We start from the raw sequence: 15,564 nt of genomic DNA on the forward strand, positions 1-15,564 counted from the left end.
CCTGTTCCCTGTTCCCTGTTCCCTGTTCCCTGTTCCCTGTTCCCTGTTCCCTGTTCCCTGTTCCCTGTTCCCTGTTCCCTGTTCCCTGTTCCCTGTTCCCTGTTCCCTGTTCCCTGTTCCCTGTTCCCTGTTCCCTAACAAAGGACAAATGACCAATGACCAATGACGAATAACTAAATCAAACCCAACCAGCCTAATAAACCTTTACCTGTAATCAACTCGATCAGCAATAAAGCCACAAATGCGATCATGGCAAACCGTCCGTTGATTTGTTCGGCGTAAGGTGTCCACCCAAAAGCGGGTTCGGGTTGGTTGGGGGTTTCTGTTGTCGATTTTTCTGGGGTGGGTGTTTGAGATGTCATGATTTTGGTAAAATTTCTTCCTCTGGTGTCTCAGATTTCAAGGTTTGGACGGATTCAATCAGCGATCGCACTTGGGCGGTGTCTTCGGAGGCGTCAAATCCTAGGGGGAATTTACCACGGGCGAGCATCCGTAATCCGAGGGGACTTAAACTGAGCATTCCTTTAATATCTCGGAAGAAGTTCGCCACCACTTGGATGCCAAATTTGCGCTCATCAACCCAACCTCCTTGTTTGACCAAATCAATTAAGACTTTGCGATGGCGGATTGAGCGGCTGGCTTGCTTGTCTTTGCGAGTCAGAATTTCTTGTTTAATTTTACCGATTTGATCCATGGGGGCGACATCCATTGGGCAAACGGCGTTACACATTAAACAGCGGGTACATCCCCACACCCCCTTAGTGCCTTGATTGTAGTTTTCCAGGCGACTTTCTATGGCGGTATCGCGAGAATCGGCGACTAGACGTTGGGCTTTGGCGAGGGCGTGAGGACCAACAAATGTGGGATCAACCTCGCGAGCATTACATTCTGAATAACACGCGCCACACATGATACAATTACCATTCTGATCCAGGCGCGATCGCTCTTGGGGACTTTGTAAAAATTCCCGTTCTGGAATGGTTCGTCCGGCTGTGCTAACGTAGGGTTCAACCGCTTCTAAGTTGTCCCAAAAGCTCCGCATATCCACGACTAAATCCTTAATCACGGGCAAATTACCTAGGGGGGCAATTGTGATTTCCGGAATCTCTGGACGATGATGCTCAGGCAGCTGCGCCAATTCATTGCCCACATTTTCTTTACAAGCCAGTGCGGAGCGACCATTGATCCGCATCGCACAGCTACCACAGATTGTGTTGCGGCAATTCTTGCGAAACGCTAACGTTCCATCCTGCTCCCACTTAATCCGATTCAGGCACTCCAGAATCGTGTTTCCTTCCTCCACATCTAACTTGTAAGTCTCGATAGTGGGGGAGGTATTTTGAGTCTGTCGAATGATTTTAAAGGCAACTTGCATAGTGATATGCTCTCTTTGTATCTCAACACCTATATGAAAATTACCACCTTCTCAGGAATCACAACCTACCCATTGACCATCACCCCCTCATTTCCTGATCGCCCATAAATATAGATGAGAAATATTGCCAGAAGGCACTCGCTCAACTTGTCCGTGAGCATTTAGCCACGATATTTAGCAAACTGACTACAGTCTAAGACAATCGGCGGTCACTCAGCATTCATCCTTGGGAGTGTTGATTTTCTGCTGATAGATGCTCTCTCCCTTGTGTCTGGTCAAATTTTTCCCAGATGACCTGCCAAATCTCCAGATGGATCACTGATCTGAACATACTTCAGGTTCGATCTTTTGCCACAGAGTCATATCTTGGTTAAAATTTTAACCTAAGAAGCGGCTTTGGCGTCTCCGAAAAATCCTTATGGCTCAAATTCCTAGAAATTTTAATAAATGATCAAAAAAATCTTGACCAAAACCAGAGATTTAACGATATATTTTTTATATAGCCAAATACACTTGGCAGCAAATGACGTTTACCATCCTGAAAAATAAAGGATAGTCTGTGAAATTATGGCAGAGACCCAAGCTAATGCATTAACGGGGAAAGCCTTACTTCAAAAAGTAAAAGAGCTTTCTCACTTGCCTCGGCGAGAAACAGCAAAACGCTGTGGCTATTATTCCGAAAGTAAAACAGGTCAGACCCGCGTCAACTTAACTGATTTTTATGATGCGGTGTTAGCGGCGAAGGGTGTTCCCTTAGATCCAGAGGGAGCAAAAGATGGTCGTGGTCGGGAACCGACATATCGCGTCAGCGTCCATAAAAATGGTCAGATTGTGATTGGCTCAACCTACACTCAGGAAATGGGATTAAAGCCCGGTGATGAGTTTGAAATTAAACTGGGCTACAAGCATATCCATCTCAAGCAGGTGGATCTGGATACATCTGAGGCGTCCGAAGAGGAATTAGAAGCCGCAGAGGTTTGAGGCAGTTCATGCTAAAAAGGATGGGTTATGCAAAGTATCCATCCTTGGCAGCATGAAAGTAGCCGCGTAAAAATTATAGCTCCTCACCGTTTGCCGATCGCGCTTATGGCTATTTTTGATCAGGCAGATAATCCGTGTATTATTTGGCTAATAAGCGCATCGGCGCTGGTAAAAGTCGCGGTTTTTTTTCTGGCTTGGTCTGCGTTGTGGTTGCCTTTAGCCATCGCGATCGCAACCCGACTGAAATGGTATCCTCCTAAGCCTTTGGCAGCACAGCAAAAGTTGCCATTCATTGCTGTTCTTTACCTCATTGCCCCCCTGATTATCTGGGGGGCGACACAGATAGAAGATACATCATTCCCTGACTATGGCTGGGACTGGACGACGCGGATTTGGATATCCTTAGTCGGGGGATTTGCTGTGGCAATTTTGAGTTTAGGAATCAGCTTTACGGGACAATGGCTAGTAGGCTGGGTGGATTGGCATGGAGAAAATTGGCAGCAATTGACCCAGATTGGACTGCCAATATGGGGAATAGGACTAGGGATTGGATTAATCGAGGAATTAGTGTTTCGCGGGTTCCTTCTGACGGAACTCCAACAGGACTATTCTCTGGCAATAGCGGCGGTACTATCAAGTCTGATTTTTGCTCTATTACATCTGATTTGGGAACAGCAACAGACGCTCCCTCAAATTCCTGGATTGTGGCTAATGGGTATGGTATTAGTCCTAGCGCGGTACGTGAATGAAGGGAGTTTAGGCTTAGCCTGGGGACTCCACGCAGGTTGGATTTGGGGATTAACCTGTCTGGAGGAAGCCAAACTGATTTCTTATACCAGAAAAGGACCAATATGGATAACGGGAATAGGAGATAATCCTTTAGCAGGGATATCTGGTGTCTTGTGTTTACTCGGTGTTGCTGCGTTCCTGTGGGGAATTAGTCATTAGTCATTAGTCATTGGTCATTAGTCATTTGTCCTTTGTCATTCGTCATTTGTGATAATTGAACGGTGAGGTCGGGGCGGGTTTAGTTATATCAGGGTCAAAACGAAACGTTAGTGGTAAAACCCGCCCCTACAAAAGATGTTCCACCGGAGAAGTCTCTACAATTCTTCCCCATCTCCCCCATCTCCCCCATCTCCCTCTGCTTCCCCAGCTTCCCCAGCTCCCCCAGCTCCCTCTGCTCCCCCTGCTCCCCCTGCTCCCCCTGCTCCCTCATCCCTCTTTTGCTGACCAACGTTTTTGCCAATGGGAAGTAGGTTCGAGAGTAGAGGCTTGCTGCTCAATTTGCCGTCGTTGCAGAATAATCTCAGCCTGATCCGCAAGTTGAGGATCACGATAGGGAATAGCCGCACGGGTTTGTAAATGTTGACGCGATCGCTCGGAGAGAGGGGGTAGAGTGGAAGCGTCAAAACTTGCCACGGTTCCCGGTTGTCGTCCCCCGACAGGGGGTGTCGGACCAATCTTAAATCCAGCCGTTATTAAGCCACTACGGACAGCAGCCGCACAGGAATAGGTTGCGAGTCTACCTGTTTTGGCACAGCACTCAGCTAATTGGTGGAAAAATTCCACCGTCCATAATTGGGGACAGCGACGGGAAGAAAAGGGATCGAGAAAAATAGCATCAGCTTGAAAGTTCAACTGAGACAAGTGCTGGATGCTTTTTCTGGCATCGCCGAAATAAAGTTGCGCCTGAAGCTGATCCGTTTTGACTTGTGAGGTTGTCACCAGACACTCTAGGAGTTCGGGAATCGGGTGATTCCAGCCACTGAGAAAATGATGTGCGATCGCGCTTCGCGGTACAGTCGGGTCTAATTCCAGGGCGACTAATTCAACTTGGCATCTAGGGTTAATCGTCCAAATCGTTTCTAAAGCCGCCGCTGTATTGTAGCCTAAGCCATAGCAGATATCCAGCAGACGCACAACCTGCTGTTGGGCTTTTTGCTTCAAGTGACAAGGTTCCACAAATTTTAACAACGCTTCCGTTTTTGCCCCTTGAGTGCTGTGGAAATATTCACCAAACGCTTCAGAAAAGAAGGTGAATGAGCCATCGGCTGTGGGTTGAGGGGTAAAGCTGGGGATGTTTGCCATGGTTGGTCTGAATGATATTCAAAATTCTACCTTCCCCATCGGGCAGGAGGCAGACGTGTTCTCAGTCCTAACCATTGTGGCGGTGGCTCTATATCTCACATTCCTCATATCCCTCACATTCCTCCCCATTTCTATGACTTTTCGTTCCGCTTCAAATGACTACAACTCCTGTCCTGGCGTCATTATAGGACTTTAGCTTTTAGCCTTGCGTTGAAACATAAGACGGTTTAAGGCTTGTACTTGCCCCTTGACAAACCTCATTCAAAGGGGATATAACAGAAATAGCTCACAAGAATGAGTAAAGCGAACAAACCGATCCATGGTCAGGGTGTCAGAAAACAACACCAATGAAATTTGAGGAAGAATTCGATGAGAGTCCAAATTTTGACCCTAAATAACGTTCAAATATTCGGTGATATGGCAGTTTCTGCCCTTCCTAACAGCTATCGTTCTAGACTCTCCGATATGCTCAATAATTCTCGAAATTTCATTGTGTTGACGGATGTAGAAATCCACCAACCGGGACAGCCGCTCACGCAAATGTCCTCTCTGTGCATTAACAAGCCTGCGATCGCATTCTTATGTGAGGCAGAGGTGACACCCACTTCATCTCAGACTTGGGAGACTGATTCTGTCTCAGCAGGTGCAGCCTGACGACTATAGCGAACTTACTCCAACATTTAGAGGAAATACATTATGAAAACGATAACCACTAAAATCAAACAGGCAATTTGGGCAGTTCCCTTCTGTCTCACTGTCCTCTCACCGCTTTCCGCCCACGCCTTAACCGTTGAAGAGGTTCCTAATCCGCAACAAAGGAATGGCACTTGGGTAACAGATATGGCAGATATTCTCAGTCAGGATACGGAACGCCAGCTTAATCAGATGATTTCTGAGTTGGAAATTGAAAATGGTACAGAAATTGCCGTTGTGACTGTACCGGAAACCTCTCCATCTCCATCACCCAAAGCGTTTACCACTGAGTTGTTCAATCACTGGGGGATTGGCAAAGCTTATGAGGACAACGGTGTACTATTTTTGATTTCCACAGGCGATCGCCGCGTCGAGATTGAAACCGGATATGGTATCGAACCGATTTTACCCGATGCCCAGGTGGGTCAGATTATCAAAACTAACATTACTCCGCCTTTTAAGCAAGGTGACTTTGACACCGGGACATTAGCCGGAACCAAAGCATTGGTTGTTCAATTAAGCGATGACGTCAATACAACCGATACCATCCAAACCAATAGAAAAACGACCAACAGTACGACGGCTGTATCTTCATCTCAACTATCCAGTGAAGAAACCTTTTCTGGAGGAACGTTGCAATCATTACTCCTCTTCCTAGGAGTACCTGTTGGAATCATTGTCCTACTCGTTGCCAATCGCAATCGTAGCCGTTCTTCTAGGCGCCGTTCTTCTAGGCATCGTTATTCTAGGCGTTCTTCCAATGGCGGTATCAGTAGTGGTGGTTCTAGTGGTTGCAGTTTTGGTGGCAGTGATTTATAAGATCATGTTCGCTTGGATCATTACAGATTTTGACTACCTCAAGTCGATAACAGATGTTTGCTAAATGTGTGCAACATTATTCCTAAAATCGACCTCTTGCAGACAATCTAGGAGTTAACCGTGAATAAGAAACAGACAACTCAGCTTCAAAAAATTACAGCTTTCCCCCATAACCTAATCAACATCAAGAATTTATCGGAGATTAAAACAATGAAACCTTTTGCACGTCAACTCAAACAAATGATTTGGACAGTTCCAGTTTGTCTAACCATTTTCTCCCCTCTGGCTGCCCAAGCCATCACCGTTGAAGAAAGCACATTCAACGAAACAAAAGCAGTCGTTACTGAAACGAGTACTGTAGTCGCGAGTAATACTACATCTCCTGAGCATATTTATAAGTCGTCTAACGAGGCTTTGCTGGCACTACTCATCCTATTGGGCGTACCTGTTGGAGTGCTGATACTAGCCCTAAATAGCGATAGCAGTTCTAGCAGTTACCGTTCTGGTAGTCATCGTTCTTCGAGTAGTGGCTACAGTGGCTACAGTGGTGGCGGCTTTGGCGGCGGTGGCGGTTCCACTGGCGGCGGCGGTTGCAGCGGTGGCGGCGGTTCTAGTGGTGGCGGCTTTGGCGGCGGTTCCAGTGGCGGTGGCGGTTGCGGTGGCGGTTTCTAAAGGAAATGAATACCGCTTCGTAGTTGCACCAAGCGTGCCATAAGCAAGTTGAGCGCTGACTACAAACTCTTACATCTAACATCATCAGTTTGTAGTGGCGCTGTCTTCGCCATCAGCGATCGCATCACGTTCTACCAACCCTTAAGTTAGTCAATCGACCCTACTTAAGTTGTAAAGAGATATTACAAGAATCAACCTCTCGCATAAAAGCCAAGACTCAATAGCGAGTAAGAGACAGACGACGCAGATTCAAGAATTTACAGCGTCCTCACATAACCCAATCAACATCAATTTTTTTCGGAGATTGAAAGCATGAAATCTTTTGCCCCTAAACTCAAACAGATACTTTGGACAGTTCCATTTTGTTTAACAGTTTTTTCACCCCTTGCGGCACAAAAATTAACAGTTGAAAACTTTGCTAATTCGCCACCAGTGACTAGCGGTTTTGCCACAGAAATGACAGGGATTGTTAGTGAAGAAAGCGAGAGCCAAAGCAATCCGATTAATTCCGATTTGCCGACGGGTAATATGAATACTGAAGTCGCTAGTAATACTACGTCTTTAGAGTCCAAATCTAAGATATATAAATCGTCTGGAGAAGCTTTACTGGCATTACTCGTACTATTAGGTGTGCCAACGGTCGTGATTTTTCTAGTTGCCAATAGTAATGGCAGTTCTTCGAGTCGTCGTTCCTCGCGTCGCCGTTCTTCAAGTAGTAGTTACACGGGTGGCGGTTACACAGGCGGTGATTACGGTGGCGGTGGCTACAGTGGTGGTGGCGATTCCGGTGGTGGCGATTCCGGTGGTGGTAGTTTTGGTGGCGGTGACAGTGGCGGTGGTGGCGCTGGCGGTGATTTCTAAGCAGCCTCTTTTGATCGAGTTGTCCGCTTATTAATAATCCAAAACATCTGTAGTTCAGAGTGTCGGGGCGACCCGCTTGCACTAATTAAAAACTCCATTTCATTCAATTAGGTTGGGTCGCCCTCTGATCAAATTTGTTGTTATTACCACCTGAACAAAACGACATCGACATTTGAATCAACATCCGGACTCGATACCTCTCCAGTTTTCAATCAATAGCTAGCACATCATAATTAAGTTTTTCAAATTTTGGATACAAATGCTTATGAAAGTTATAAAAGTTCAACGCCTAGTTGTGGCAAGTCTATTTTGTCTAGCGCTTTGCCTATTTCCTTGTGTGAGTTATGCCTTAACTATACAGGATGTCCCCAATCCGCAACAGGTCAATGGCACTTGGGTAACGGATATGTCAAATATCCTCAGTGATTCTACAGAAACTAAACTTAATCAAATTATTTCTGAGTTAGAAGCCCAAAATGGGACAGAAATCGCCGTAGTTACTGTGCCAGAAACAGCACCATTGGCTTCGCCAAAAGCGTTTACAACAGAGTTATTTAATCATTGGGGAATTGGCAAAACTGATGAAGATAATGGTGTACTATTTTTGGTTTCAGTTGGTGATCGTCGCGTTGAAATTGAAACGGGTTATGGGATTGAGCCAATTTTACCAGATGCCAAAGTGGGTAACATCATTGAGAATCAGATCACACCCAGATTCAAACAAGGTGACTTTGATGGTGGTGTATTAGCGGGAACGAAAGCACTGATAAATACTTTGCAGAGTAAAAGTACTGATTCTTTCTCAGCAAATTCTACTAATATATCCCTAAGTGCCACTCGACGTGGCACAATTGCGTTAATCGGTGTGGGAGGTATACTATTGTCATGGATAGGATACCGCCAGTTCAAGAAAATTAGTACTCCAATTTTGCTCAAACCCATGGGGCGATCGCGCCTCCATGGCGTCAGTAATCCTAAGCAGAAAGCTTATCTAATCGCCTATATGGGTATAGTTTTGGCTACGTTGTCCCTGGGACTATTCTTAGTAATCATTTCTCTTAAATTATTTAATATAAAGTTTGCAATTAGCTGGTTCATTTTTAGTGTAGTTACTGGATTTCCACTTGCCATCTTAGCAACAAATAAATATTACGTTTCACCATCTTGGCATTGTAGCGATTGTGGTTCACCCTTGAAAAGAGTGCGGCCAAGCTTGGTTCGTGCCTCTCTCACTAAACCCGAAAAAGTGGCTCGAAATTTAGGTAGCGTGAAATTTGAAGGTTGGGAATGTCGTCCCTGTAGTCAGAAGATGCGGTTGCCGTTAATGCATATCCGGGCTTATGTGGTTGATTCTCGTTCTTACATACAATGCCCAATATGTCAAGAATTAACAATGAAACACAGTGCAACAACAATTACATCTCCGACTGAATATAGCACGGGTGAACTTCGCATTATCGATGACTGCAAATGTTGTGATTATTACAAAGAGAAGATAGAAACTATCCCAACTTTGCCTTCCACTTCACACAGCAGTTCAAGTGACAGCAGCTCAAGTGACAGCAGTTCTAGCAGTAGTAGCGATTTTGGTGGCGGTGATAGTGGCGGCGGTGGTGCAGGTGGAGATTGGTAATTTTATGAAATTGTTGATTGAAATGGGAGCAAGTCATGAATAAATTAAACGGGGGAATACCTGAAGAAATTGTTCCAGAGGTTTTGGAATTAGCCTCTCGCAATTATGCCAATAACAGCCAAGCTTACTCTGCCTCGGAACTCATACAAGCGGGTTCAGAAGCCCAAATTCCAGCAGAGTTTATTCAACAAGCAATTCAAGAGGTGCGATCGCGAAAAATACGCCAACAAAAACAGCGAAGAGTTTTGGCGATAGTTGGTGCAAGTGTTTTGGCGATTAGTGGAGTTTGGAGTATCTGGACATATAACTCATTTTCTCGCCATGCTTCTGTGGTTCAGGCTAAATGGGCGCAAGTGGAAAATCAACTGCAGCGACGTGCTGATTTGATTCCTAATTTGGTTCAAGTCACTCAAGCTTACACCGAACATGAAAAAGAAATGGTGTCTTTGTTGCAGCAATCTCGTCAGGCTTATTTACAAGCGGATACCCCAGAACAAAAAGTGGCGGCTGTCGAACAAGTGAATGACGCGATTAATCATTTTCAAGACTATGCCGCCAATAATTCTCATTTACAATCGAGTCAATTATTTACGAACCTTCAGTATGAAATAGCCGGGACAGAAAATCGCCTTGCTGTAGAACGGATGCGTTATAATCAGGCGGTGCAACAATACAATCAAAGGATTCAGCAATTTCCTAACTCGGTTTTGGCACAGGGGTTAGGGTTTGAGGCGCAACCCTTTTTCCAGGCGGCAACCACTGAACCTTAACCAGGACGATTATCACGCCTAACCTGATTCGTCTGATCAGTTAGGGGATAGGAAGGGCGGGTTTTGCCTGTTCAATTATCACACGCTAGAAAGATTAATCCCTAAACCCGCCCCTACAGGGATGGGAATTTTGTGTCTGATATCAATAACGTCTCTTGCTTTAAATGTTGAATTATTTATTATTGCCGATATAGAATGAGTATGTTAGGGTGTTGGTTGATTTGAGCTGAATAGCACTGACGTAAGCGTTTTATAAATTGATATAATACATCCATAGATTTATAGTCAACGCTGAGGTGTTGATGGCGCTAAAGCGCAACTACAAGCGCAACTACAAGCGCAACTACAAGCGCAACTACAAGCGCAACTACAAGCGCAACTACGAATGAAGCTAGCTTAGGTCAGTAGTATTCGCCTTTATTGCGTGAGTTTATCGCCTTCATGCCATCCTCAAATTACGACCACTTATTTAATACTATTGAAGAGTTAGTGCTGCATCATTCTCCTAGTGGTGCCGAACGGGAAATTGATCAACTTCTGATCAGTCGGTTGCAAGGTTTAGGTGTCGAATCATGGCAGGATCGAGCCGGAAATATTATTGCTAAGATACCGGGTCAAACCTCTGAGCGATCCATTGCCATTACCGCCCATAAAGATGAAATTGGCGGTATTGTTAAATCGATGGACGAACAGGGACAGGTGCAAGTCCGCAAACTCGGCGGCTCATTTCCCTGGGTGTATGGGGAAGGCGTTGTCGATTTATTGGGTGATAATCAAACTCTGAGTGGTATTCTTTCCTTTGGATCACGTCATGTTTCCCATGAATCTCCCCAAAAGGCGCAACAGGAAACCGCCCCCCTGCGTTGGGAAGAGGTTTGGGTGGAAACGAAATGTACTCTGGCTGAACTTGTCGCTGCTGGGGTGCGCCCCGGAACGCGCATGGTTGTGGGTAAACACCGTAAGCGACCCATACGCCTCAAGGATTACATTGCTAGTTATACCTTGGATAACAAAGCCTCTGTTGCTATTCTGTTGAGTCTTGCTGAACAGGTTAAAACTCCGGTTGTGGATACCTATTTAGTGGCGTCGGCGAAGGAAGAAGTTGGCGCAATTGGCGCGTTGTATTTCAGTCAAAATCATTCGCTTGATGCTTTAATCGCCTTAGAAATCTGCCCTCTCTCCTCAGAATACCCGATTGAAGATGGGGAAGCACCTGTGCTGTTGTCTCAGGATGGCTACGGGATTTACGATGAAGGACTCAACTGGGAACTGCGACAGGCGGCGAATGGGATTGGTGTTCCCTTACAGCTTGCCACAATTAGTGGGTTTGGCAGCGATGCGTCTATTGCCATGAAGTTTGGTCATGTTTCCCGCGCCGCCTGCTTGAGTTTCCCGACACAAAATACCCACGGCTATGAGGTGGCTCATTTGGGCGCGATCGCCAACTGCATTTCTCTGCTTGACACGTACTGCCAGACTCAGTTCACCTGAGTATCACAAAACGGCGACGGATAACAACTCCCTTTATTAAGATAAAGTTAAGGAAAAAATGCGACAGTGAAGATTGTGTAAATATAGGTACTATAGGCTTTTGAGAAGCAAATCGTTCAGTATACTAGATAAAAAGCGAAGGACTTAACCAGCCGTTAGCGCTGAAACAACAATTCTTTAAGGTAGGTTGATCATGTTGCATATCATGCTAGTTAGCTCAGTTAGTCTTTACTTAGTCGTAGCGGTGCGCTTGTTAAACAAGTGGTTTACCTGTTTACAAGAAGATAATACGTTATCGGAAGACGATAGACTGAGCTGTGGAATTTGTTTCGTTGTGGCTACAATTACTTGGCCCCTATCTGTACCCTATTCCTATCTAAGATTATTGGAAGGTCAAAATACTATTCCCCAAGACTCCTGATTAAGTTGAATCGGCTTAAAGAAAAGAGACGTGGCAAATAGGAAGTCGTAGAAAATAACTATCAAGTAAACCGAAAGGAATCGAATCAAGCCGCCACGTAGCAACTTGTCAATAATCCAACTCTTTACCTTCTTTTTCTGTCCATTCTAAAAGAGTGAAGTCACACTATTGTCGGGGCGGATTGACGCGCTCCAGAGGAGTTCATAACCGATAACCAATCCACAAAACCTTGGCACATCTCTAGTATCCTAGTGTAGAAATCTCATCGACCACCTTCATCCGCCCTCGGCGAAATGCGCGGAGTAATCGTTCTAGGGAGTCTCTCTCTTCATCAGTTAGTGATTCTTCTAGCAATGCTGCCATTAATCCGTATCGGTCAGCGAGCGTAATTTTACCAGAACTGCTAGCTTGAGCGAATAAATCAGATAGCGCACCAGGTATAAGTCTCACTGAAATTTTCATCGTTGCATTAAATCAACACTTTTATCCAATATGAACTATCCTAACCATTTGAGGGATATGGGTCAGACCCCACACCCCAGCGGAGGCGCGGGGGAGTTGGGGGAGATGAGGGAGCTGGGGGAGATGGGGAGATGGGAAGATGGGAAGATGGGAAGATGGGGGAGTCAACAAATGACGAATGACGAATGACGAATGACGAATGACGAATGACGAATGACAAATGACGAATGACAAATGACAAATGACGAATGACGAATGACGAATGACAACAATGATTGCGATACCATCCAAGTGTAGTCATCATCACACCTATCACTATGGAGCCAGAGTCTCTTCCGGCAGAGCTAATCCTGACGCAATCGCGTCAGAGTCTGGGTAATATCCGATTAGATTGGACTCCCCAACCGGGTAATTATCTTGACTATAACGGTCAAACCTACGCTGTTTTAGAGCGTCGCCATCGCTATCTTCTAAAATCTGGGCGTTATCGCTTGCACAAAATTGCCTTGTATGTCCAATCGGCGCCGCGCCCGACGGAGAAAAGTTTGGTTGATGGGCGCTGGGTGCTGGGCGATGCGAGTTGTGAATATAATGCGAATTCTGAACTTGTGCGTTGTGCGGTTAATCCAGAGGGTCCTTGTCAGTCTTGCCGTTACTACGAACCAATTCAATCCAACCTGACTGACTCTGAAATTCCCTATCGAAAAAGTCGCCAAAGCTAGATTGTACAACTCCCGCCGCGATCTTCACGTCTGCGAAGTGTGGCGGGAGAAGGTAGAGACGTTTCGGCGGAACGTCTATCAATTGATTGTAGGAACTGATTTTCCGGCTATTTTAAGCTTGATTGCTCGAATCGATAAAAAATGGGGGAGTGGGTAGATCATTGGCGATCGCCAATACCTGAAGCGCAACTTTAACTTTGACAATGTTAGCGTCGTTTTCGGCACCTCCGGCTGGTGGATTCTTCAGAAATTCTCTCAGTACATTAGCCGCCTCTACGCCAGCTTCATGTAGAGCATCATCAAATTCTCGCTCTGCTGCCATGACGTTCTCCTCGAATTTGGTCTGATGCTTTCATTGTAGAAGGCGATCGCTTGAGCGAATAGGTTTCATACATAATCTGCGTAAGGGCGCAAGCCTTGCGCCCCTACTGACATGGATTAGCTACAATCTCACCTGCTCCCAGACGTGCCATGACACATCTCTACAAGCATTAAGCGCCACCCCGTAATTTGTCGAGGACGCTCCGATCTTCTAAGGTTGAGGTATCACCTGTTACCTCTTGACCTGATGCAAGCGATCGCAACAACCGCCGCATAATTTTACCCGATCGCGTCTTGGGTAATCCTTCGGTGAATTTGATTTCACCGGGACGCGCTAAGGCGCCAATCTCTTGTCCAACGTGCTGTTTTAATTCCTTGGCTAAGGTGTCACTGGCGGTATAGTTTTCTTCTAAAGTGATAAAGGCGACGATTTCTTCCCCTTTCACCTCACTGGGTTTCCCGACTACAGCAGCTTCGGCGACGGCGGGGTGAGAGACGAGGGATGATTCGACTTCCATCGTTCCCAAGCGATGTCCGGCGACGTTGATCACGTCATCCACTCGACCCATAACCCAGAAGTAACCGTCTGGATCTCGACGAGCGCCATCACCACTAAAGTAGAGATAGTCTCCATCTTTGGGCGGGATATGCTCCCAATAGGTGCGACGGAAGCGATCGGGGTTGCCGTGAACCATACGAATCATACTGGGCCACGGCTGTTTAATCACTAAGTAACCCCCTTGGTTGTCTCCCACGGGATTGCCGTCTAAATCCACCACATCAGCGACAATTCCGGGGAAGGGATAAGTGGCAGAACCCGGCTTCGTGGGTGTGGCACCGGGTAGAGGCGTGAGCATGATTCCACCTGTCTCCGTTTGCCACCAGGTATCCACAATCGGACAACGTTCGCCGCCAATGACGCGGTGATACCACATCCAAGCGGCTGGGTTAATTGGTTCACCGACACTTCCCAGTAATCGCAGTGAGGATAAGTCTCGCGCTTTGGGTAAATGTTCCCCCATTTTCATGAATAGGCGAATCGCGGTGGGGGCGGTATAGAAAATGGTGACTCGGTATTTTTGTACCACATCCCACATACAACCGGGATTCGAGGAACGGGGCGCCCCTTCATACATGACGGTGGTGGCACCGTTGGATAAGGGACCGTACACAATATAACTGTGACCCGTAATCCAACCGATATCAGCAGTACACCAGAAGACATCCGAGGGGTGCAGATCAAAGACCCATTTTGTGGTGATATGGGTATAAAGGTTATACCCACCTGTGGCATGAACCACGCCTTTGGGTTTACCTGTGGTGCCAGAGGTATAAAGGATAAAGGCGGGATCTTCACTGTCCATGGGTTCGGCTGGACAATCCGCAGAGACACCCGATCGCAGATCGTGCCACCAGTGATCGCGTCCCGGTGCCATACCGATCTGTTGACCTGTGCGTTGCACCACCAGAACGCTGTGGACGCTGGGAACGCTATTCCCGGCTAAGGCTTTGTCTACTTGTTCTTTCAACGGGACGATCGCATCCTTGCGCCAACCGCCATCCGCCGTAATCACTACCTTAGCTTCGGCATCTAAGAGTCGGTCTTTGAGGGCTTCAGAACTAAACCCCCCAAACACCACCGTATGGGGTGTGCCAATTCGCAAACAAGCCAGCATGGCGATCGCCGCTTCGGGAATCATCGGCATATAAATCCCCACGCGATCGCCTTTTTTCAAGCCCAGTTGTTTAAGGACATTTGCCATTTGACAGACGTCCCGATGCAACTGAGCATAAGTGAAGCTCCGGGAGTCTCCGGGTTCGCCTTCCCAAATCAAGGCTAATTTGTCCTGTCGTTCAGGAGTCAGGTGGCGATCGAGACAGTTATAAGAAATGTTTAGTTTACCGCCGACAAACCACTGAGCAAACGGGGGTTGCCAATCCAGCACCTGATCCCATTTCTGGAACCAGTGCAGTTCTTGTTCTGCCAGTTGACCCCAAAAGGCTTCTGGATCAGCTTTAGCTTGGTCATAGAGGCGCTGATACTCCTCCATGCTCTTAATATGGGACTCTTGGCTAAACTGACTCGGTGGATTAAAGAGGCGTTTTTCTTGAAGGACGGATTCTATGGTCGCTTGTGACATCGTTTCTCTCCTTAAACGAGACGATCATCGTAGCGGTTAATTAAAAAACTGATAATCATATCATACGCAAAAGCATACACTTTGATGCATCTGCTACATCTGCTGTAACAA

18 protein-coding genes are annotated in these 15,564 nt (G+C 46.4%); 11 read left to right on the forward strand and 7 right to left on the reverse strand.

What is annotated here, in order from left to right; genetic code table 11:
• Positions 1 to 173 precede the first annotated feature (173 nt).
• Entirely contained in the window at positions 174 to 362 is a 189-nt protein-coding gene (locus RIC07_RS09450; protein WP_446348078.1) for a chlorophyll a/b-binding protein, read from the reverse strand.
• Positions 359 to 1,375: a succinate dehydrogenase/fumarate reductase iron-sulfur subunit gene (locus RIC07_RS09455; protein WP_446394290.1), complete on the reverse strand. Its 1,017-nt coding sequence runs from the start codon at positions 1,373 to 1,375 to the stop codon at positions 359 to 361. Before RIC07_RS09455 ends, RIC07_RS09450 begins: the two co-directional genes overlap by 4 nt.
• A 567-nt stretch (positions 1,376 to 1,942) precedes the next feature.
• Here RIC07_RS09455 and RIC07_RS09460 point away from each other — a divergent pair.
• Both RIC07_RS09460 and RIC07_RS09465 read left to right on the forward strand, forming a co-directional pair.
• Positions 1,943 to 2,356, forward strand: coding sequence for an AbrB family transcriptional regulator (locus RIC07_RS09460; protein WP_446380951.1), 414 nt, complete (start codon positions 1,943 to 1,945; stop codon positions 2,354 to 2,356).
• Between the two features lie 105 nt (positions 2,357 to 2,461).
• Complete coding sequence (locus tag RIC07_RS09465; protein WP_446394322.1) at positions 2,462 to 3,304, forward strand: CPBP family intramembrane glutamic endopeptidase; 843 nt, start codon at positions 2,462 to 2,464, stop codon at positions 3,302 to 3,304.
• Between the two features lie 155 nt (positions 3,305 to 3,459).
• Here the strand turns inward: RIC07_RS09465 and RIC07_RS09470 are convergent, their stop codons facing one another.
• The gene (locus RIC07_RS09470) at positions 3,460 to 3,642 is read right to left on the reverse strand and encodes a hypothetical protein (RefSeq protein ID WP_446394291.1); all 183 of its coding nucleotides are present in this window, start codon (positions 3,640 to 3,642) and stop codon (positions 3,460 to 3,462) included.
• Entirely contained in the window at positions 3,572 to 4,447 is an 876-nt protein-coding gene (locus tag RIC07_RS09475; RefSeq protein ID WP_446394292.1) for a tRNA (5-methylaminomethyl-2-thiouridine)(34)-methyltransferase MnmD, read from the reverse strand. Before RIC07_RS09475 ends, RIC07_RS09470 begins: the two co-directional genes overlap by 71 nt.
• Positions 4,448 to 4,816: 369 nt before the next feature.
• Between RIC07_RS09475 and RIC07_RS09480 the strand changes: the two genes are divergently transcribed.
• The 8 genes from RIC07_RS09480 (at position 4,817) to RIC07_RS09515 (ending at position 11,807) form a co-directional block, all read left to right on the forward strand.
• Positions 4,817 to 5,101, forward strand: a complete 285-nt coding sequence (locus RIC07_RS09480) for a DUF6812 domain-containing protein (protein ID WP_446394293.1) — start codon at positions 4,817 to 4,819, stop codon at positions 5,099 to 5,101.
• Between the two features lie 42 nt (positions 5,102 to 5,143).
• The gene (locus RIC07_RS09485) at positions 5,144 to 5,959 is read left to right on the forward strand and encodes a TPM domain-containing protein (RefSeq protein WP_446394294.1); all 816 of its coding nucleotides are present in this window, start codon (positions 5,144 to 5,146) and stop codon (positions 5,957 to 5,959) included.
• 210 nt (positions 5,960 to 6,169) lie between these two features.
• Positions 6,170 to 6,631 carry a hypothetical protein gene (locus RIC07_RS09490; protein ID WP_446394295.1) on the forward strand — a complete coding sequence of 154 codons (462 nt, stop codon included), beginning with the start codon at positions 6,170 to 6,172 and terminating at the stop codon, positions 6,629 to 6,631.
• Positions 6,632 to 6,943: 312 nt separating this feature from the next.
• A complete protein-coding gene (locus tag RIC07_RS09495) occupies positions 6,944 to 7,492 on the forward strand; it encodes a hypothetical protein (RefSeq protein ID WP_446394296.1) in 549 nt (182 codons plus the stop codon).
• Positions 7,493 to 7,757: 265 nt separating this feature from the next.
• Positions 7,758 to 9,125 carry a TPM domain-containing protein gene (locus tag RIC07_RS09500; RefSeq protein WP_446394297.1) on the forward strand — a complete coding sequence of 456 codons (1,368 nt, stop codon included), beginning with the start codon at positions 7,758 to 7,760 and terminating at the stop codon, positions 9,123 to 9,125.
• Between the two features lie 35 nt (positions 9,126 to 9,160).
• Complete coding sequence (locus RIC07_RS09505) at positions 9,161 to 9,895, forward strand: LemA family protein (RefSeq protein WP_446394298.1); 735 nt, start codon at positions 9,161 to 9,163, stop codon at positions 9,893 to 9,895.
• A gap of 441 nt (positions 9,896 to 10,336) precedes the next feature.
• Positions 10,337 to 11,386 (forward strand): M42 family metallopeptidase, encoded by a 1,050-nt coding sequence (locus tag RIC07_RS09510; RefSeq protein WP_446394299.1) that lies wholly within the window; start codon positions 10,337 to 10,339, stop codon positions 11,384 to 11,386.
• Positions 11,387 to 11,579: 193 nt separating this feature from the next.
• Positions 11,580 to 11,807 (forward strand): hypothetical protein, encoded by a 228-nt coding sequence (locus RIC07_RS09515; RefSeq protein WP_446394300.1) that lies wholly within the window; start codon positions 11,580 to 11,582, stop codon positions 11,805 to 11,807.
• Positions 11,808 to 12,047: 240 nt separating this feature from the next.
• Here RIC07_RS09515 and RIC07_RS09520 read toward each other — a convergent pair whose 3' ends face one another.
• Positions 12,048 to 12,269: a hypothetical protein gene (locus tag RIC07_RS09520; protein WP_446380940.1), complete on the reverse strand. Its 222-nt coding sequence runs from the start codon at positions 12,267 to 12,269 to the stop codon at positions 12,048 to 12,050.
• A 317-nt stretch (positions 12,270 to 12,586) separates the two neighbouring features.
• Here RIC07_RS09520 and RIC07_RS09525 point away from each other — a divergent pair, with 317 nt between their 5' ends.
• Positions 12,587 to 12,991 (forward strand): DUF6464 family protein, encoded by a 405-nt coding sequence (locus RIC07_RS09525; RefSeq protein WP_446380939.1) that lies wholly within the window; start codon positions 12,587 to 12,589, stop codon positions 12,989 to 12,991.
• 112 nt (positions 12,992 to 13,103) lie between these two features.
• Here the strand turns inward: RIC07_RS09525 and RIC07_RS09530 are convergent, their stop codons facing one another.
• On the reverse strand, positions 13,104 to 13,313 hold the full coding sequence (locus tag RIC07_RS09530; protein ID WP_446394301.1) for a hypothetical protein: 210 nt from the start codon (positions 13,311 to 13,313) through the stop codon (positions 13,104 to 13,106).
• Between the two features lie 169 nt (positions 13,314 to 13,482).
• Positions 13,483 to 15,453, reverse strand: a complete 1,971-nt coding sequence (gene acs / locus RIC07_RS09535; RefSeq protein ID WP_446394302.1) for an acetate--CoA ligase — start codon at positions 15,451 to 15,453, stop codon at positions 13,483 to 13,485.
• Positions 15,454 to 15,564: the final 111 nt, after the last annotated feature.

The sequence above is a fragment of the Coleofasciculus sp. E1-EBD-02 genome, from assembly GCF_040218245.1.
GTDB lineage: Bacteria > Cyanobacteriota > Cyanobacteriia > Cyanobacteriales > Coleofasciculaceae > Coleofasciculus.